The 18,297-nt window shown below is 61.6% G+C and carries 17 protein-coding genes; 10 read left to right on the top strand and 7 right to left on the bottom strand.

The window, feature by feature from the left end; translation table 11 throughout:
- Positions 1 to 233 precede the first annotated feature (233 nt).
- Positions 234 to 1,721, top strand: a complete 1,488-nt coding sequence (locus K9B33_RS11940) for a TonB-dependent receptor (protein ID WP_318011121.1) — start codon at positions 234 to 236, stop codon at positions 1,719 to 1,721.
- Between the two features lie 121 nt (positions 1,722 to 1,842).
- Positions 1,843 to 3,024, top strand: a complete 1,182-nt coding sequence (bktB, locus tag K9B33_RS11935; protein ID WP_224549012.1) for a beta-ketothiolase BktB — start codon at positions 1,843 to 1,845, stop codon at positions 3,022 to 3,024.
- Positions 3,025 to 3,049: 25 nt separating this feature from the next.
- On the opposite strand, the gene K9B33_RS11930 is transcribed toward bktB, so the two are convergent.
- The 3 genes from K9B33_RS11930 to K9B33_RS11920 form a co-directional block, all read right to left on the bottom strand.
- Positions 3,050 to 3,820, bottom strand: coding sequence for an SDR family NAD(P)-dependent oxidoreductase (locus tag K9B33_RS11930; protein WP_224549011.1), 771 nt, complete (start codon positions 3,818 to 3,820; stop codon positions 3,050 to 3,052).
- Between the two features lie 100 nt (positions 3,821 to 3,920).
- On the bottom strand, positions 3,921 to 4,691 hold the full coding sequence (locus K9B33_RS11925; RefSeq protein ID WP_224549009.1) for an enoyl-CoA hydratase-related protein: 771 nt from the start codon (positions 4,689 to 4,691) through the stop codon (positions 3,921 to 3,923).
- A 22-nt stretch (positions 4,692 to 4,713) separates the two neighbouring features.
- A complete protein-coding gene (locus K9B33_RS11920) occupies positions 4,714 to 5,460 on the bottom strand; it encodes an SDR family NAD(P)-dependent oxidoreductase (RefSeq protein WP_224549008.1) in 747 nt (248 codons plus the stop codon).
- Positions 5,461 to 5,801: 341 nt separating this feature from the next.
- Here K9B33_RS11920 and K9B33_RS11915 point away from each other — a divergent pair, with 341 nt between their 5' ends.
- Genes K9B33_RS11915 through K9B33_RS11905 form a run of 3 tightly spaced genes read left to right on the top strand, consistent with a single transcriptional unit; the run spans position 5,802 to position 8,650 of the window.
- Positions 5,802 to 6,884, top strand: coding sequence for a zinc-binding dehydrogenase (locus tag K9B33_RS11915; RefSeq protein ID WP_224549006.1), 1,083 nt, complete (start codon positions 5,802 to 5,804; stop codon positions 6,882 to 6,884).
- A gap of 12 nt (positions 6,885 to 6,896) precedes the next feature.
- Complete coding sequence (locus tag K9B33_RS11910; RefSeq protein ID WP_224549004.1) at positions 6,897 to 8,150, top strand: cytochrome P450; 1,254 nt, start codon at positions 6,897 to 6,899, stop codon at positions 8,148 to 8,150.
- Positions 8,151 to 8,158: 8 nt separating this feature from the next.
- Positions 8,159 to 8,650: a flavin reductase family protein gene (locus K9B33_RS11905; protein ID WP_224549003.1), complete on the top strand. Its 492-nt coding sequence runs from the start codon at positions 8,159 to 8,161 to the stop codon at positions 8,648 to 8,650.
- Positions 8,651 to 8,686: 36 nt separating this feature from the next.
- Here K9B33_RS11905 and ribB read toward each other — a convergent pair whose 3' ends face one another.
- Together ribB and K9B33_RS11895 are read right to left on the bottom strand one after the other, a co-directional pair.
- Positions 8,687 to 9,823, bottom strand: a complete 1,137-nt coding sequence (ribB, locus tag K9B33_RS11900; RefSeq protein WP_224549002.1) for a 3,4-dihydroxy-2-butanone-4-phosphate synthase — start codon at positions 9,821 to 9,823, stop codon at positions 8,687 to 8,689.
- 31 nt (positions 9,824 to 9,854) lie between these two features.
- Positions 9,855 to 11,540, bottom strand: coding sequence for a class I adenylate-forming enzyme family protein (locus K9B33_RS11895; protein WP_224549001.1), 1,686 nt, complete (start codon positions 11,538 to 11,540; stop codon positions 9,855 to 9,857).
- Between the two features lie 289 nt (positions 11,541 to 11,829).
- Here K9B33_RS11895 and K9B33_RS11890 point away from each other — a divergent pair, with 289 nt between their 5' ends.
- Genes K9B33_RS11890 through K9B33_RS11875 form a run of 4 tightly spaced genes read left to right on the top strand, consistent with a single transcriptional unit; the run spans position 11,830 to position 15,463 of the window.
- Entirely contained in the window at positions 11,830 to 12,939 is a 1,110-nt protein-coding gene (locus K9B33_RS11890; protein ID WP_224549000.1) for an LLM class flavin-dependent oxidoreductase, read from the top strand.
- 52 nt (positions 12,940 to 12,991) lie between these two features.
- The gene (locus K9B33_RS11885; protein WP_224548999.1) at positions 12,992 to 13,849 is read left to right on the top strand and encodes a crotonase/enoyl-CoA hydratase family protein; all 858 of its coding nucleotides are present in this window, start codon (positions 12,992 to 12,994) and stop codon (positions 13,847 to 13,849) included.
- Positions 13,850 to 13,868: 19 nt separating this feature from the next.
- A complete protein-coding gene (locus K9B33_RS11880) occupies positions 13,869 to 14,804 on the top strand; it encodes an SMP-30/gluconolactonase/LRE family protein (protein WP_224548998.1) in 936 nt (311 codons plus the stop codon).
- Positions 14,805 to 14,860: 56 nt separating this feature from the next.
- On the top strand, positions 14,861 to 15,463 hold the full coding sequence (locus tag K9B33_RS11875; protein ID WP_224548997.1) for a TetR/AcrR family transcriptional regulator: 603 nt from the start codon (positions 14,861 to 14,863) through the stop codon (positions 15,461 to 15,463).
- Positions 15,464 to 15,519: 56 nt separating this feature from the next.
- Here the strand turns inward: K9B33_RS11875 and K9B33_RS11870 are convergent, their stop codons facing one another.
- A complete protein-coding gene (locus K9B33_RS11870) occupies positions 15,520 to 16,665 on the bottom strand; it encodes an LLM class flavin-dependent oxidoreductase (RefSeq protein ID WP_224548996.1) in 1,146 nt (381 codons plus the stop codon).
- A 308-nt stretch (positions 16,666 to 16,973) separates the two neighbouring features.
- On the opposite strand from K9B33_RS11870, the gene K9B33_RS11865 reads away from it, so the two are divergent.
- Positions 16,974 to 17,654 carry a TetR/AcrR family transcriptional regulator gene (locus K9B33_RS11865; RefSeq protein WP_224548995.1) on the top strand — a complete coding sequence of 227 codons (681 nt, stop codon included), beginning with the start codon at positions 16,974 to 16,976 and terminating at the stop codon, positions 17,652 to 17,654.
- A 79-nt stretch (positions 17,655 to 17,733) separates the two neighbouring features.
- On the opposite strand, the gene K9B33_RS11860 is transcribed toward K9B33_RS11865, so the two are convergent.
- On the bottom strand, positions 17,734 to 18,297 hold a 564-nt coding region (locus tag K9B33_RS11860), incomplete at its 5' end, for an SDR family NAD(P)-dependent oxidoreductase (protein WP_224548994.1).

The raw sequence follows: 18,297 nt of genomic DNA, 5'->3' as shown, positions 1-18,297 counted from the left end.
GGAAATCCTCGCTCGTCCGAAAATCAAAGAAGGATTTGCTGGAAATGATAATTATATAAGTATCTGTGAAAAAACAATAAAAAATAAATATCAGTGTAGCGGACAGCCGATACCCTCCCATTTGCGTGCATAAACCGCCACTGGCCACGCTTGCTGGTTGACATTTGCCTAATCAAAGTTAGTTTGAGGTTCTCAAAGATGCCTGGACGGGCACGGCAAAATGGGAGAGCGTCATGAATGGTAAGCGACAATTGGCTTGCGGCATTGCCACTATAGGGCTGTTGGCTGCGGTGCCTGCATTTGGCCAGGATGCCCCGGGGGCAGGGGACGAAGGTCAGAGCAACGAAAAAATCGCGTCCCCGGCCGACATCGTCGTCACCGCGCAACGGCGGGAACAATCCCTGTCCAAGGTTCCGGTCGCGGTCTCGGCGTTCAATGCCGATACGCTTCAGTCGCGCAACGTGGCCAGCGAGCAGGACCTTGCGGCTCTGGTCCCCGGCCTGGTGGTCAAGAGCGGCCAGAATTCCAACCAGCTCAACTTCACGCTGCGTGGCCAGACGCTCGACCCATTTTCCGGCTCAAGCCCCGCCGTTCTCACTTATATCAACGAAGCGCCGGCAACCGAAGGCAACACGTCGACGGCCTTTTTCGACTTTAGTTCCGTGCAGGTGCTCAAGGGGCCGCAAGGAACGCTGTTTGGTCGCAATGCGACCGGAGGCGCAATATTGTACGAAACCACCAAGCCTGGTGATGACTTCGGCGGCTTCCTGACCGTCAAGGGAGGGCAGCGCAACTATATCCAGGTTCAGGGCGCTGTGGACATTCCTGTTTCCGATATCATCAAGGTCCGTGTCGCCGGCGACTATAACAAGCAGGACGGTTATATTCGCAATATCAAGACCGGCAATACGCTGGGCGATACCGATTCTCTGTCCGGTCGTATCACGGTCGTGCTCGAGCCGCGGGATGGTTTCAAGATGACGACCGTCGCGCAATATAGCGATTTCGGCGGCTCGGAAGGCGCGGGCGGCCTCTATTCCTATCATAAGGTGGGCGAGGTCAATAATGGCTATGTCCTCAACAGCACGCTCGACACGCTGTATGGGACGAACAGTCCCTTCGCGCCGCTGATCGGCGATGGGCCGCGGGGCGACGGCACATGGCCAGGCGCGGTGGCGGGCTATCTGGCATGGCAGCAGGCCAACCCCTATAAGGTCTGGCTCAGCTACGACCTGCCCCACAAGGCGCACACCGCGTTCATCACCAACACCGTCGAGGCGGAAATCGGCGACGACGTCGTGCTCAAGAACATCTTCAACTATGCAGATGCCTTCGCGCGCACGCCGGGCATTCTGACAGGTTCGCCCTTCGGTTCATTGACGCTGGTCGGCCCGCACAATGGTTCGGCCTTTTGCAATGTCGGGGTGTGCGGCGCGCTGCAGGCCGAATGGGTCACGCAGATGCTATGCTATATGAAGGCTGGCAACTATAGCCGTTCGCAGCCCTCGCAGGCAGCCGAAAAACAGTGGACCGACGCGGTCTATGCGGATTTTGCCAGGACGCTGATGGCCGACACCAATGCCTGGTGGGTGAAGGTGACGCACAAGCCGGATGGCACCACCGTGCGTCGCACCCTCGTCTATGTCGGTGGTGGCCCGGAATATCGCAAGCGTTGCGAGGAGGTCGCCTATGGCGACTATGAGGGTTTCGAACTTGCATGATGCGGGCCTGTTGCGGCTTGCGCATATGCGGCATCGACGGCTATCCACGCGGCCATAGCGGACACCACCGATCACATGATGTTCGCCGCCTGTATCTCGTTACCCAGTTTAAGGAGCGCTTATGACACCTGTATATATTCTGGCGGGCGTTCGTACTGCGATAGGCGACTTTGGCGGTAGCCTGAAGGATTATCCGCCGGCGAAACTGGGCGCCGCGGTCATAGCCGAAGCGATCGCACGGTCCGGTGTCGCGGCCGATCAGATCGGCCATGTCGTCATGGGCAACGTCATCCCCAGCGAACCCAAGGACGCCTATCTGGCGCGGGTGGCTGCGGTCGAAGCCGGCATTCCGATCGAGGCGCCCGCCCTCACGCTGAACCGGCTATGCGGTTCGGGCGTTCAGGCAATCATCTCCGCCGCGCAGATGCTGGCCCTGGGTGAATGCGATTTCGCTGTCGCCGGTGGCGCGGAATCGATGACCCGGTCCCCGCACCATGTCGCCGCGGCCCGGTTCGGGCAGAAGATGGGCGACGTCAAGATGGTCGATGCCCTGATCGCGGTGTTGAGCGACCCGTTCGAAGGCATGCATATGGGCGTGACTGCTGAAAATGTGGCCGCAGATCATGCCATCTCGCGCGAGGATCAGGATCGCCTGGCCGTCGAAAGCCACTACCGGGCGACTCGTGCCCAGCGCGAAGGACGCTTTTCGTCGCAAATCCTGCCGATCACGGTCAAGGATCGGAAAGGGACGAGGCTGTTCGACACCGACGAGCATGTTCGCGCGGATGCCAGCGCAGAACAGCTTGCCGGTCTGAAGCCCGCCTTCAAGGCGGACGGTACCGTAACCGCCGGCAATGCTTCGGGGATCAACGACGGTGCTGCTGCCCTGGTTCTCGCGTCCCAGGCGGCCGTGGACGCGGGCAATCTGAAACCGCTGGCCCGGATCGTCGCATGGGGTCATGCCGGCGTGCAACCGGACCGCATGGGCATCGGCCCGGTCAAGGCCGTTCCCATCGCGCTTGAGCGGGCGGGTCTTACCCTCGACCAGATGGATGTGATCGAATCGAACGAAGCCTTCGCGGCCCAGGCCTGCGCCGTCGCCAAAGTCCTGAAATTCGATCCGGCGAAGGTCAATCCGAACGGGTCCGGCGTGGCTCTGGGTCATCCGGTCGGTGCGACCGGCGCGATATTGACCGTCAAGGCGATCTACGAACTGGAGCGCATCAAGGGCCGCTACGGCTTGATCACCATGTGTATCGGCGGCGGACAGGGCATCGCCATGGTGGTAGAGCGCATGGCATAGCCCGTCCGGTCGATCCCCGCCGGGATTACCGAACGGATATCAGTCCGCCATCGACCGGGATGAGTTGCCCGGTGATGAAGCGGGCGCCATCGCTGGCCAGGAACAGCAGCACCGGGGCCAGATCCGTGTCGGCATCACCGAATTTCCCGCCCAGCGGGATTTGTTCGGCGGTCGCCTTGTCATGGGCGGCCAGCTCTTCCGGGGACAAGGCGTCGCGAAAGCGCGCGTACATCGGCGTCACTATGTAGGGCAGCACCGCATTCATGCGAATGTTCCTTTTGCCCCATTCGCGCGCGACGCCGCGGGTCCAGGCGTGGACCGCCGCCTTGGATGCGCCATAGACGGCATTGTTGATTTCGGCGGTCAGGCCGGATTCCGACCCGAAATTGATGATCGAGCCACCTTGCGGCATGTGCCGATAGGCGGCGCCATTGGTATAGATGGTGCCGTTCACATTGACGTTGAAAAGCCAGGCCAGCGTCTCGTCAGGGACGTCATGCGTGGGGGCATGGCGATGGACGCCCGCAATATGGGCCAGCACATCAAGGCCCCCCAGTCGCGCTGCGGCCGCATCGAAAGCGGCGTCGACTTCTGCGCGATCGCCTACGTCACATCTGATGAAGCAAGCGGCGCCTGGCCCTTTGGCGGTTGCGCTGGCGGCGATCGCCTCCCCCTGCGTCACGTCGATGTCCATCGCGACGACCTGCGCGCCGGCTGCGACATAGGCGCGAAGGGCGGATGCCCCGATGCCCTGCGCCGCGCCGGTCACGATGACTTTCTTGCCGTGCAGTTCCATATGAGTAGCACCTTTCTTCAAGCAGCAGCGCTGCAACGGATTTTCCATCGGGGCTATGTCCGCGACCAGGGGAGGGGCACCGCGCATCGACTCGCGCGCGTCACCGGCCCCGCCACCTCGGCACGCGCTTTTCCTTCCAGGCCGAAGCGGCTTCGACGCAATCTTCCGTCGCGGCATAGGCATCAATGAGCGGATAGCGTCGTTCGAGCGCGTCCCTCAGCCCATATTCCAGACCCAACATGGCGGCTTGCTTGCCGCCCTGGGATACCAGGGGTGCGCAGGCGAGGAGCTTCTCGCTCCACCGTTCGGTCGCGGCCGCAAGATCGGCCATCGGCGCGGTCTCATTGACCAGGCCGAATTGCAGGGCGCGGGCGGCATCGAGCGGTTCACTCGCCATGATCATCGCCAACGCGACATGGTGGGGCAGTTGACGGATGGCGCGATGCACGACCCCGCAATGGTCGATGAATCCCGCCCGCGCTTCTGGCAAGCGAAATTGGGTATCGTCCGCTGCAATCAGGATATCGGCGCACATCGCCAGTTCGAAGCCAAGGCCAAGGACATGGCCGTGGACCGCTGCAATCAATGGTTTCTGCAACGGTATCAGCCGGCCGCCGATGCCAGTCAGCCCGCCGCCGAAAGAACGCCCGTCTTCTCCCGCGGGCGGGTTCGAGATATCGGCGCCTGCGCAAAAGGCCCGGTCGCCTGCACCTGTAAGAACCGCGAGCTGAATATCAGGATCGCTGTCGATCCGCGCCCATGCACGGGCCAACGCTGCGTCCATCTCCGCATCGATCGCGTTGAGGGCCGCAGGCCGATTGAGGCGAACCTCGGCCAGCTTTCCCCGGACCTCAAATACGATCGATGCCATGAGCTTTGGCTCCGTCCGGCGCTCAATGCGCCAACATGCCGGCATCGACGAGATGTTCGGACCCGGTGATGTAAGAGGATTCATCGGAGGCCAGGAACAGGACGAGGTTCGAAACCTCGATCGGCTCGGCGATGCGACCCAGCGGAATCTGGGCAAGCGCTTCACCGCCGACCTCATCGGTCGCCTCGACCATCATCGGCGTCTGGATAAAGCCGGGATGGACGGAATTCACCCGGATATTATGTTTCCCATATTCCATCGCCGTCGCCTTGGTCATGCCGCGCACCGCGAATTTGCTCGCGACATAGGCCAGGCTGGGGAAGCCGTAGTTCGCGGCCATTCCCGCGATCGAGGATATGTTGACGATGGACCCGCGTCCGGCTTTGACCATCACCGGCAGCACCGCCTTCATGCCGTAGAAGACGGAATGCTGGTTGATCGCGCACACCTGATCATAGCCGTCTTCGGTCAGGTCGACGGTGGTCGCCATCGGCCCCAATATGCCGGCATTGTTGACCAGAATGTCGATCGTGCCACGGCTGTTCACGGCGGCCGCGATGACATCGTTCCATGATTCCGGCTGGGTGACGTCATGGACGACGAACGTCGCCGCTTCGCCAAGCTCGGCGGCCAGCGCTTCGCCGCCTTCGACATTGCGATCGGTCAGGATGACGTTGGCGCCCTCCTGCACGAACAGGCGGGCGTGTGACGCCCCCATGCCGCGCGCCGCGCCCGTGATGATGGCGGTTTTTCCCGTGAGGCGACCCATATTCTCTCCTATGCCCAGCCGTTTGGCGCTAACCTAATTTTCGTTATACAAAACTCCACGTGACCGGAAAGTCAAGGACCACCTGCATGTCGCTCCCTTTCTCCGCGCATGATGCTGGACAAGATCATATATTTAAATCAATAAAAACAGAGACATAAATTTATTATGCCTGCCACTACATTCTGGATATGCCCAAGCCGGGATGTGTCGAAAGAATTTGCTGTTGCATAGTTTATCTAATTTTGATTAGTTTTATATATCGCAGGCTTGAGCAAGCCGGGCGGACGCCGTCATAGCGAGATGGCGGGGACAAAATCGGGTCGTTATCGAGAGGATAGGCCATGTACGGCAAAGCCGCAGTGCTCGTTGAAAAGAACCGACTCGAAACATGGGATGTCGAAGTCCATGCGCCCGAACCGGGCGGCGCGCTCGTTCGTACGATATTGGGTGGCGTATGCGGCAGCGACGTTCATATCCTGACCGGCGAAGCTGGCGAGATGCCCTTCCCGATCATTCTGGGACATGAAGGCGTCGGTGAGATCACCCAGTTGGGCGCCGGCGTCTCCACCGATTATGCGGGCGTCCCCGTCAAGGCCGGCGATCTGGTCATCTGGTCGCCGATCGCGCTGTGCCATCGCTGCTATTCCTGCACCGTGCTGGAGCAGACGCCATGCGAGAACAGCCAATATTTCGAGGATGCCGCCAAGCCCAACTGGGGCAGCTATGCCGACTATGCATGGCTGCCCAACAACATGCCCTTCTATCGCCTGCCCGACGGCGCGCAGCCTGAAGCGATCGCGGCGCTCGGCTGTGCGCTGCCAACCGTCCTGCGGGGGTTCGACCGTTGCGGCCCGGTTCGCTTCGGCGATTCGGTGGTCGTCCAGGGCGCGGGGCCGGTCGGCCTGTCCGCCGTCCTCGTCGCGGCGCAGGCCGGCGCGCGCGAGATCATCGTCATCGACGGCGCACAAGCCCGTCTGGACGCGGCCATGACATTGGGCGCGACTGCGACCGTATCGCTCAGCCTGGCGCCCGACGAGCGCAAGCGCATGATCTACGACCGGATCGGCAAACAGGGGCCGGACATCGTCATAGAGGCGGCGGGTGCGCTGCCCGCCTTCCCGGAGGGCGTGGACATCAGCGGCATCCATAGCCGCTACATCATATTGGGCCTGTGGGGTGCGATCGGCACGCAACCCATCTCCCCGCGCGACCTGACGCTGAAAAACCTGACCATCGGCGGCGCCTCCTTCCCGGCCCCCAAAAACTATTATCAAGGGATGCAGTTTGCGGCGCGGGTGCAGAACCAGGTGCCGCTCGCCGCACTGGTCAGCCATCGCTTCGGCATCGGCCAGGCGGCTGAGGCCCTTACCGTCACAAAAAATGGCGTCGCCACCAAGGCCGTCATCGATCCCACCATCAGCTGAAAGGACGCCGGCATGACCGTCGATACGATCGCCCCGCCATCCGCCAAGCACCGGATGCCAATTCCCGATTATGTGCCCGCGCCACTGGTGCGCGATATCGACATCTACGATCTGGATGGCATCGAGGAGGGCGTGCATGAAGCCTGGAAGAAGGTGCAGCAGCCCGACACCCCACCGCTGGTCTGGACGCCTTTTACCGGTGGTCACTGGATCGCGACGCGCGGCACGCTGATCGATGAAATCTATCGCAGTCCCGACCGTTTTTCGAGCCGGGTCATCTGGGTGCCGCGCGAAGCCGGCGAGGCCTATGACATGGTGCCCACCAAGATGGACCCGCCCGAACATACGCCCTATCGCAAGGCGATCGACAAGGGGCTGAACCTGGCCCAGATTCGCAAGGTCGAAAGCGATGTGCGGGCCGTCGCGATCGACCTGATCGAGGGGTTTGCAGCACAGGGCCATTGCGACTTCGCCAGGGATTTCGCCAACATCTTCCCGGTCAAGGTCTTCCTGGCGCTTGCTGGCCTGCCGATGGAGGATGCCGCAGGTCTTAATGCGCTGGCCAAGGAAATGACCCGTCCGTCCGGGAATACGCCCGAAGAACAGGGGCGATCCTTGCGAGAGGCGAATGCGGGCTTCTTCGCCTATGTGGCGCCCATCATCGCGCAGCGGCGCGGCGGCACGGGCACCGACCTCATCACGCAGATGGTGAACAGCGAAATCAACGGTGCGCCGATGCCCGAGGACAAGATGCTCGGCCTCGTCTCGCTGCTGTTGCTGGGCGGGCTCGATACCGTCGTCAACTTCCTCAGCTTCATGATGATCTACCTCGCCCGCCATCCCGAGACGGTCGAGGAGATGATCGCCGATCCGATGAAACTTCAGCGCGGCGTGGAAGAGATGTTCCGTCGCTTCGCCGTCGTATCCGATGCGCGCTATGTGGTGGAGGATATGGAATATTACGGTACGCAGCTCAGGGCGGGCGATCTGATCCTGCTGCCCACGGCGTTGCACGGCCTGGACGATAGCCAGCATGACGACCCCATGAAGGTCGATCTGTCCCGCCGCAACGTCGCGCATTCGACGTTCGCGCAGGGGCCGCATCGTTGTGCGGGTATGCATCTGGCGCGCATGGAAGTGCTGGTCATGTTGCAGGAATGGCTGGCCCGCATTCCCCATTTTGCTCTGGAGGAAGGCGCGGCGCCCGTCTATCATGCCGGGATCGTATCGGCCGTCGAAAATATCCCGCTGGTCTGGAAGGTTTGAAGAAGAGCATGTCCATAGTCGCCGACGCCGCCACTTTCCGGCAGATATTGGGCCATTATCCGACTGGCGTGTGCGCCATTACCGCGACGCAGCGGGACGGGACGCCTGCCGCGATGATCGTCGGGTCGTTCACGTCCGTGTCGCTCGATCCGCCTTTGGTCGCCTTCTTCCCGGACAAGGCGTCATCCAGTTGGCCCAAGATAGAAGCCTGCGGCGGATTTTGCGTGAATGTGCTGGCCGACGATCAGGAGGGCCTTTGCCGGACGCTGGCGTCCAAAGACCCGGCCAAATTTGACGGGGTGCCGCATCATCTGTCGGCGCGTGGCGCACCGATATTGGACGGCGCTCTGGCCTGGATAGACTGTTCCTTCCATGCGATCCACGAGGCCGGCGATCATTATATCGCCGTCGGCGAAGTCCATGCCCTCGATATCCACCATCCCGGCGCGCCCTTGTTGTTCCACAAGGGCCGATATGGGAAAGTTTCGCCTCTGTTGTGACGCTGCGGGCGAGGGCGACGAAAGCCGCCCTCCATATCAATCGGCCACTATGTGCGCGGTCGCGTCGTCGGTATCGCGCAAAGGCATTCGATCGACCACCGTCAGGCCAAACCCTTCGAGCGCAGCCAGCTTCGCCTTGCTCGATGTCAGCAAGGTCATCTGCCGTACGCCCAGGTCCAGCAATATCTGCGCGCCTATGCCATAATCGCGCGTGGCATGGGTCTCATGATAGCTTTTGCGCCCGCCCTCGATCCGCTTCGAGATGGAGTCCGGGCTGGGATCGCGCACGAACACCGCGACTGCCTGACCCTCGTGCGCGGCAATCGCCTTGAGCGCTTGCGGCACATAGTCGGGATGGGCCTGGGACCATCCGAGCATGTCCGTCGCGATATCGACCTGATGCACGCGGACCAGCGTATCGCGGTCAGGCCGGACCTCGCCCTTGACCAAGGCGACATGCTCGCCGCCATCCACCAGATTGCGATAGACATGGATGGTCAGGTCGCCACCGTAAAAACTGTGGAAAGGCGCGCTCGCGACCCGTTCGACCAGCTTTTCGAACCGTCGCCGGTAGGCGATCAGGTCGGCGATCGTGCCCACCTTCAACCCATGTTCCTGGGCGAAGACGAGCAGTTCGGGCAGGCGCGCCATGCTGCCATCGTCATTCATGACTTCGCAGATGACCCCGGCCGGGGTCAGCCCGGCAAGGCGGGAGATGTCCACGGCTGCCTCGGTATGGCCGGCCCGCACCAGCACGCCGCCGTCGCGCGCGGTCAGCGGGAAGACATGCCCCGGCGACACGATGTCCGACGAGGTTTTGGTCGGATCGACCGCCACGGCGATGGTGTGCGCGCGGTCCTGCGCGGAAATGCCGGTGGTGACGCCTTCGCGCGCCTCGATCGATATGGTGAAGGCGGTGCCGTGCCCGGACTGGTTGTTGACGGCCATGGGCGGCAATTTGAGCTGGTCGGCCCGTGATTTGGTCATCGCCAGGCAGATCAGGCCACGCGCATGTTTGGCCATGAAGTTGATCTGGCGCGGTGTCGCGAACTGGGCGGGGATGATGACGTCGCCTTCATTCTCGCGATCGTCGGCATCGACCAGAATATAGGGCAGCCCGTTTATCGCGTCCTGAATGATGTCCTCTATGGACGAAATGCCTTCGCTACTCATCGATCCGTCTTTCCATATTCTGGCGGCGCGTTCAGGCCGCGCCCCGTTGTGCGGCGAGATGGGCCAGCGCCATCTCTTTCAAAACATTCTTCTGGACCTTGCCCGTGCCGGTTTTTGGCAAGTCCCCCTCCGCGATGAACCAGATGTCGCGCGGTAGCTTGTATCCGGCGACCTGCGGCTTCAGCCAGGCCAGGATGTCGTCCTTTGACACGGCCTGGCCTTCGATGCGGACGATCCACGCGCAGCCACACTCGCCCCAGCGATCGTCCGGCATCCCGATGAAGAAGGCCTGGCCGATCGCGGGATGGGTGGTGACGAGCTGCTCCAGTTCCTTTGGCGACACCAGCTCGCCGCGGCTCTTGTACAATTCCTTCGATCGTCCGGTCAGGAACAGGTTGCCGTCCGGCCGGAACTGTCCCAGATCGCCCGTGCGCAGCCAGCCGCCGGGCAGAAACAGCTTTGCCGTGTCTTCCGGTCGGCGAAAATAGCCCAGGCTGTTCATCGGACCGCGCGTGCAGAGCTCGCCCGCGACGCCCGGTGGCAGATCGGCTCCGGTGACGGGATCGATGGTCTTGAACTCGCAGATACGGCCGTCCTGCTCCGCGATACCGGCGACGCCCGCCTGCACGATGCAGCCCTGCGTCTCGGCAACGATGTCGATCGGATCACCCGGCTGGGTGCAGACGATCGTCGCCGTCGCTTCGGTCTGGCCGTAGCTGGTGAAAATTTCGCGGCATCCCAATGTCTCCTGTATGTCCCGCCACACCCAGCTTGGGGTCGGCGCCGCCGCGCTGTGGACGGCGGTGAGCGAGCCGAGGTCGTAGGATTTGACTTTCGCCTGCTCCATCATCGCGATCGTCATGGTGGGCACGCCCATCAGATAGGTGGCGCGATGGCGTTCCGTCGCCGTCAGCAGCGCATCGGCATCGAAACGGAGCAGGGGGACGATCGATCCCCCGACGATCATGCCCGACAGCAGGCCGACGACCAGGCCGAAGCCATGATAGAGCGGCAGCGAGAATACGGCGCGCCGCCCCTCTTCGAAGGCCTGATGATAAGCGCCGGCATAGGCCGCCCGCAACAGATTGTCATGGGTCTGCATGACCCCTTTCGGTGATCCGGTGGTGCCTGACGTGAACATGATGACGGCCGGATCATGTGGTTCGGCGCCCTTTGCCGGCAAAGCGCCAACGGGCAGGGCGGCGAGAAACTCCTGTGGGGCTTCTGCGTCATAGACCAGCCCGCCGCGCAATTCCGGTAAGGCGGCGCACGCGCCACTCCGCCAGCCCGGCGCCTGGGCGTCGAGCTCCAGATCGTAGCGGCGCGACCCGAAGCGCGCCATGCTGATGAGGAAATTGCAGCCGGCTTCCCGAACGGCATATTCCAGATCCCTGGGGGCATAGAGGGTATTGATCGCCACAGCGACTCCGCCTGTCCGCCAGATCGCGAACATCAGCGATACCGTAATCGGATAATTGGCCAGCAGCAGCCCGACCCGGTCGCCCCGGCAGATGCCAAGCGCGGACAGTGCTGCGGCGAACCGTTCCGCCTGCATGTGGACCGTGGCATAATCGAGCGTTTCGGCATCGGTGATGACGAGGGGCTTCGCAGCGAAATGGCGCTGCGCGTGCGCCAGATAGGCGTCCAGCGTCGTCTCTTCCCACACGGGGTGCCGATCGGACATCGCCCGTCGCCGTTCTGCTATGGCCTCGATCACCGGGGCATCTCCTCTACCTAATATCAATTAATATGCCGTCTGCGTCGGTTTGCGTCAAGCATGGTTCCCATTTCAATTGCGCACGCGCGCAGGAATCCATCCGTCGAAAATCGGCGTTAATTATTATAAATAACTGATATCAAATGATATAAATCTTTTGAAAGAATTTGATCATAGGGCCTGATGTCGGACCGTATGGTCGGTTCCAGGCTAAAGTTTCGATCGAGGGCTTGCCAAAGCAACCTAATTTTGATTAGTTTAACTTCGATGGAATATTTTGGAGGCATATATGGATGTGGGTCTGGGGCTGACGTTCCAAAATCTGAAGGATCAGGTCAGCGATATCGAGGTGTTCAGGCACGAGCTTGCGCTTGCCGCCGGAGCCGAAGACCGCGGCTTTGACTCCGTTTGGACGCCGGAGCATCATTTCACCGGCTATATGATGACGCCCAACGTGCCCCAGTTCCTGTCCTGGGTGGCCGCCAAGACCAGTCGGATCAAGCTGGGCACGACGGTGACCGTGCTGCCCTGGCAGAATCCGGTCCGCATCGCCGAAAGCTTCCTTCTGCTGGACCAGTTATCCGAAGGTCGCGCCATCCTGGGGATCGGCCGGGGGCTGGGCAAGGGCGAGTTTGACGGGTTCCAGGTGCCGATGGGCGAAGCGCGCCACCGGTTCCGCGAATATGCCGAGGCGCTGCTGGACGCGCTGGAAACCGGGATCATGGAATATGACGGCAAATATCTGCAACAGCCGCGCGTCGAACTGCGGCCGCGTCCTTATGCCAGCTATCGCGGCCGGGTATTCGCATCGGCGGTGTCGCCGGAATCGGTCAAGCTGATGGCCAATCTGGATGTCGGTCTGATGATCATTGCCCAGAAGCCCTGGGACCGCGTCGCCGAAGATGTGACCAGCTATCGCGATCGCTTCTTCGCCATGCAGGGGCGTCCGGCGCCCAAGCCCGTGGTCGTGGCGTTCGTCGCGGTGAACGAGGATGCCGCCAAGGCGCAGGAAATGCGCGACAAATATCTGGTCGAATACGCCCGATCGACGTCGTCCTTCTATCAGTTCGGGAACAAGGAGTTCGAGAAGATCGAAGGCTATGAATATTACGGCGCCCTGGCCAACAGCGTCGAGAAACATGGCATCGACAAGTTCAACAACTTTCTGGCTGATCTCCAGATATGGGGGCGCCCAGAAGAAGTCGTGGAAAAACTGAAGGCTATGGTCGAGCGCTTCGATGTCGGCAGCTTCATCATCTACACCCAGTTCGGGGACATGCCGTTCGACGTCGGCCGGGACAATTACGAGCTTTTCGCCCGTAAAGTGCTGCCGCACCTCAAGGACATAGATGTTTCCGCCCCGGCCGTGTCGCCCACCCCGCTGCAAACGGTGGCCTGAACTGCTACTGTCCGCCACGGCGCGCAAGACGCCGCTGCGGGAATGAGAGAGGATGCACATGGAAGATGTAGCGCAGCAACTGCTTTACGAAATCCGGGATGGAACGGCGTGGATCACGCTCAATCGGCCGGAAAAGCGCAATGCCCTGAGCGAGCCGTTGCAGGAGCGGCTCAGCGCTCTGTTGTGGGAGGCCGACGAAGATAATCGCGTGCACGCCGTCGTCCTGAAGGCGGCGGGGCCGGATTTCTGTTCCGGCTACGACCTTCAGAAATATGATCAGCCGATACCGGGACAGGTCGATCACAGGCGCGGGCGTGCGAAATTCGACGATGATAGCTGGCACCAGGAAAAGGCGCAGCGGCTGCGGATGGCGCTTTTCGACATGCACAAGCCGGTCATCGCGCAAATCCATGGCCGTTGCCTGGCGGGCGGGACCGATCTTGCGCTGTTATGCGACATGGTGATTTGTGCCGATGACGCCTTGTTCGGCTTTCCGCCGGCCCGCTCCCAGGGCTCCCTTCCCAGCCATATGTGGCTGTATCTGGTGGGTCCGCAATGGGCCAAGCGGCTGCTGCTGACCGGAGATTCGATCCGGGGCGTGGATGCGGCGCAAATCGGGCTGGTGCTGAAAGCAGTCCCTGCCGACCAGCTCGACGCGGAGGTGGCGGCGCTCGCAGCCCGCCTCGCCCTGATCGACGCCGACCTGCTGAGCGCCAACAAGCGGATCGTCAACATCGGCCTGGAATTGATGGGCGCCCGGACATTGCAGCGCATGTCGGCCGAGATGGACGCGCGCGGGCATCTGGCCGCCAGCCGCACGCGGTTCAACGAGACGGTACGCAGCGAAGGACTGAAGGAAGCAGTGCGCCAGCGCGACGAACCCTTTGGCGATCCGATAATCAAACTGTGACAACGGATAGGAACGGGCGATGATGGAAGGCGAAGGCTGGCGGTGCCTGTGGGACGCCAAGGCGATATTAGGCGAAAGCACGGTCTGGGACGATCGGGACGGCTGCATCTACTGGGTCGATATCGAAGCGCCCAGCATCAACTGGTTTCATCTCGACAGCGGCCGGACGGGGCGTTGGGATGCGCCGGCCTGGATCAGTGCGATCGCGCCTCGGGCCAGTGGAGGCTTCGTCGCCTCCTGCGCCGACGGCTTTGCCCATGTCGATCCCCACAGGCAGATCTACGCGCCGTTCATCCATCCGATTCCCAATCCCGCGATTGCCCGGCTGAACGACGGCGTCACCGATCGCATGGGACGCTACTGGTCAGGCTCGTGCGATTCCAGCCAATGGGATGAAAGCACGACCGTGGACGACAAGGAAAGCACGCTCGGCAAGCTCGATGTCCGCAATACTGGCGAGCTCTATCGGCTGGACGCCGATGGCGCCGTCAGCACGCAGGAACGCAATATCGTGACGGCTAACGGTCCCGCCTTCAGCCCGGACGGACGGACCGCCTATGTGAACGATTCCATGCCGCTGGTCAGTTGGGCCTATGACGTGTCGGACGACGGTACCCTGTCGAACCGCCGCGACTTCCTGAACTTCAAGCCGGAAGACGGCTATCCAGACGGCATGGCGGTGGATGTCGAAGGCTGTATCTGGATGGCCTTCTATGAAAGCTGGATGCTGCGGCGCTTCGCCCCGGACGCGACATTGCTTGAGGAGCGCCGTCTGCCGGTGCGCCGCGGCCTGCGTCCGGCCTTTGGCGGCAGCGACCATGGCCGCCTGTTTCTTATCACCGGGTCGCAAGGGTTTTCCGCGGAGACTTTCGCCCGGCAACCGCTTGCAGGCGGGCTGTTCGAGATAATGGCCCCGCCCGCACCGGGCGTCCCTAACGTGCCTTATGCCGGCTAGGGGGCGGCCGCTCCCCATAAGGCTGTCATTCCCTTATATTTTTGCTAAGGGAGATTATGGCACACGTAGATAATGGCCGAACGCGCATTCTCGATTCCGCCGCGACAGCGCTCCGGCAAAAGGGACTGGCAGGCGCGAAGCTCAGTGAAATAGCGAAGGGCGCCGGCATGTTGGCGCCCAGTATCTATCATCATTTCCCCTCCAAGGATCATCTGGTCGAACAGGTGATGATGGAAGGTATTTACCGCAATAGCCGCCATATCGTGGCCAGGGTCGAGGTATTGGGGCCGGATGCCGCGCCGATGGTCCGGCTCAGGGCCGCCATCGTGGCGCATATCGACTTTCTGTTGTCAGGCGACGATTATTCCTCCGCCGTCGCCCGCGTGTTCGAAGATCTGCCGGACGAGATGCGGCGGCGCGTGCTGGCGGCCTATTCCAGCTTCGACAATTATTGGCGCGATCTCATCGTCGCCGCGCAGGCGGACGGCAGCGCCAGCGCAGCGCTGGATGCCACCGTCGTCAGGAAATTCCTGATCGCCATGCTGGATTCCTGCTCGTCCTGGTATCGGCCGGGGAAATTGGCACCGGCCCAGATCGCGGAACAGGCGGCGGACCTGTTGCTGCACGGGTTTGCCGGCAGCCGGCCCGGCGCCTTGTAAGCTGCGCATGGGGGCTGGGGGTATTCCACTCCCCCAGCCCCCATGACTACCGCCTTTCAGGCCGCTACCGTGCGCTCGGCTGCGGCTGCGGCTGCGGCGCCGGGCAGCTTGACCCGCGGCGCGACTTCCTTGGAGATCAGTTCCAGCGAGTTCCACCATGGGGCTGGGTCATCATAATAATCATGGGATTCGACCTGCAGCGTGCCCCAGCCGCCGCATCCTTCGAACAATGTGTTCAACTTGTCGACCACGGTATCGGGTGAACCGACGACGAACACATTGTCGACCAGGAATTCGAGGTCGGCATCGGCCGGATCAATCCCCGCATCCTTGGCGAAACCATCCATCATGCCGAAGCGATGCCAGATCGGGATCAGATATTTGTTGAAGCAGTAGCCGATCGGGCCTTCCATGACGAGCCGCTTGGCTTCCGCGTCCGTATCGGCGCAGAACACGGTCTGCGATACCGCGTGGCGCTGGCGATCGGGGGTAAATCCGGCCTTGATATTGGCTTCGGAATAGATTTCCCAGTGACGTTTGAGGGCGTCCAGGCCCGAAAAGATCGAGACGGGCTTGAAATTGCGCTCGCCGGCCAGCTTCATCGACGGGGAGTTGGCGCTGAATCCGGTCACCGCGATTTCCGGCAATGCGCCGTTATAGGGCGCGAAATTCGCAAGCATATGCTGCTCGTCATCTTCGGTTTCGGCCGGCGCTTCCTCGGGGAAACCCGCGTCCCAGAATTTGCCCTCATAGAAGAAGGGCTCGCGCTTCCAGATCTTCTCCATGATGGTCAAGGACTCGCGGACCATCTCGTTGAGCATCTGCGGTTCCGCATCCTTGATGCCGTGCATGTAGGACGCCTGCGGGTAGGCGCCTGCGCCGATTCCCAGAAAATAGCGTCCCTCCAGGATTTGCGACAGCCAGCCGATCATCACGGCGAGCTTGGTGGGATGCTGGTGAGGCAGGATGTGCGCCATCGGCGCGAACCGGATCTGGCTGGTCTGCAGCGCGGCTGCGGCCATGATCAGTTCCGGATTGGGAATATTTTCCCAGATCTGCGACGCATGTTCGGAGATCATCATCGAGGTGAAGCCTGCCTTGTCGCAAGCTACGCTATTTTGCACCCCCCATTCGAACGTCTGCCTGGCCGTGCGTCCGGGGCGCATATAGGGGTGAAAGATGAGGCCGGTTTCCATCGCCATGCGAGTCTCTCCTTGAGCGTCTATTGCTTCGTGCCGATTTTTCGACCGTCTTGGCGCGGGTCCGGCACAGGCTGTCTAATGACGATTAGGGAATAGTCGCTAAGGCAGATTTAAGTCAAGTGTAAATTGACGGAACGGGCAGCGCGATTTTCGGCCGGGTAATAACGGCGTGTTAAATCCGTCTTTCCTCGAAAACCGCGATGATCTTGATATTTTCTGGCTCTCATGCCAATTGTCCGGCAGATTCGTGGCGCGTTGCGCCGATCCATCGCGATGCAGAAATATTACACTTGTTTTAGGATATTGCAGTGGCGAAGCGGGAAATTGAAATGCAAGTCCTGCCGGTGAGCGAAGCGATTGACGGCAAAACGCGGCTAATCCTGGCGGGAGAGCAGCTTTTTGCACAAAATGGCATCAACGGCGCCTCGATGCGGGAGATTGCAACCAAGGCGGGGCAGGGCAATCATGCGGCCGTGCAATATCATTTCGGTTCGCGCGAGGGGCTGGTTCGCGCCATCTTCGACTATCGCATGGAGCAGATGGAGCCGGAGCGCGGTGCGATGCTCGACCGGGCCCGGATGACGGGTGCGCTGAAGGACGCACGGACCATCCTCGAAATCATTCTCCTGCCCCAGCTCGACCTGCAGGATGCGGACGGCAACCATTCTTATGCGAGTTTTCTGAGCCAATATCTGCTGCAGAGCCGATCGCCGGACTTTGGCGACTTTGGCGGGTCGGAGCCGCCCAATCTGACGGCGGCATTGCGGCTGATGCGGCAGCGGGTCGATTATCTGCCGCCCTATGTGGCGCAACGGCGATTGATCAGCGTCAGTCTCATGTTCCTCAACATTCTCATGCGCCATCATGGCACCGATGAGGCCGCGTTCGGCGAATCCTTCCCGGATGCATTGGAGGATACGATGGAGCAGATCGTCGGCAGCATGTGTATGCCGCTTCGATTGGCTTCGGTGGGCACCGCATCGGCATGAGCCAAAGCGCCATCTGACCTGGCTTCCAAATGGCCGCGTTGAAAAGCTGCCGCTCAAGGATATGGTCGGGCGCGGTGGGTCAGGCCGAAAGGCCGGCCGGCGCGCCGGGCAGGAAATGGTGATAATAGCCAGCGGCCCAGCCGCCATCGACCGCCAGTTCCGCCCCGCTGATATAGCTGGCCTCGTCGGAACAGAGGAACAGGCTGGCTGCGGCGATTTCTTCCGGTTCGCCGATACGCTGCAACGGTACGCGGCCATAGCTTTCGTTGCGTTCGGCGCCCTGCTGGCCCTGCGGATTCCCCATGACCGTATCCACGCCGCCGGGATGGACCGAATTGACGCGCACGCCATGCGGGCCGAATTCCAGCGCCGCCGTCTTGGTAAGGCCGCGCACCGCCCATTTTGAGCTGCTGTAGAGGCCCAGCGAATTGACCCCGCGAAAGCCGTCCACCGATGCGATGTTGACGATCGCGCCGCGCCCGGCCTCCCGCATCGCCCGACCGACATGTTTCAGGCCCAGCATTGGTCCCTTCACATTGACCGCCAGCACCCGGTCGATATCCGCGACCTCCAGCGCTTCCAGCGGCGCGAAGGCGGCGACCCCGGCATTGTTGACCAGCGCATCGACCCGGCCATGGCGCGC

Origin of the sequence: Sphingobium sp. 3R8, from assembly GCF_020166615.1 — a bacterium.
Classification (GTDB): domain Bacteria; phylum Pseudomonadota; class Alphaproteobacteria; order Sphingomonadales; family Sphingomonadaceae; genus Sphingobium; species Sphingobium bisphenolicum.
Note: the sequence above shows the minus strand (reverse complement) of the source record. Positions and strands in the feature narration are given on the sequence as shown.

Coding starts and splice junctions, on each gene's coding strand:
- K9B33_RS11905 (WP_224549003.1), top strand. CDS start 8,159: ATGTCCATAGTCGCCGACGCCGCCACTTTCCGGCAGATATTGGGCCAT.
- K9B33_RS11925 (WP_224549009.1), bottom strand. CDS start 4,691: ATGGCATCGATCGTATTTGAGGTCCGGGGAAAGCTGGCCGAGGTTCGC.
- ribB (WP_224549002.1), bottom strand. CDS start 9,823: ATGAGTAGCGAAGGCATTTCGTCCATAGAGGACATCATTCAGGACGCG.
- bktB (WP_224549012.1), top strand. CDS start 1,843: ATGACACCTGTATATATTCTGGCGGGCGTTCGTACTGCGATAGGCGAC.
- K9B33_RS11890 (WP_224549000.1), top strand. CDS start 11,830: ATGGATGTGGGTCTGGGGCTGACGTTCCAAAATCTGAAGGATCAGGTC.
- K9B33_RS11910 (WP_224549004.1), top strand. CDS start 6,897: ATGACCGTCGATACGATCGCCCCGCCATCCGCCAAGCACCGGATGCCA.
- K9B33_RS11930 (WP_224549011.1), bottom strand. CDS start 3,820: ATGGAACTGCACGGCAAGAAAGTCATCGTGACCGGCGCGGCGCAGGGC.
- K9B33_RS11875 (WP_224548997.1), top strand. CDS start 14,861: ATGGCACACGTAGATAATGGCCGAACGCGCATTCTCGATTCCGCCGCG.
- K9B33_RS11915 (WP_224549006.1), top strand. CDS start 5,802: ATGTACGGCAAAGCCGCAGTGCTCGTTGAAAAGAACCGACTCGAAACA.
- K9B33_RS11940 (WP_318011121.1), top strand. CDS start 234: ATGAATGGTAAGCGACAATTGGCTTGCGGCATTGCCACTATAGGGCTG.
- K9B33_RS11870 (WP_224548996.1), bottom strand. CDS start 16,665: ATGGCGATGGAAACCGGCCTCATCTTTCACCCCTATATGCGCCCCGGA.
- K9B33_RS11885 (WP_224548999.1), top strand. CDS start 12,992: ATGCACATGGAAGATGTAGCGCAGCAACTGCTTTACGAAATCCGGGAT.
- K9B33_RS11920 (WP_224549008.1), bottom strand. CDS start 5,460: ATGGGTCGCCTCACGGGAAAAACCGCCATCATCACGGGCGCGGCGCGC.
- K9B33_RS11880 (WP_224548998.1), top strand. CDS start 13,869: ATGATGGAAGGCGAAGGCTGGCGGTGCCTGTGGGACGCCAAGGCGATA.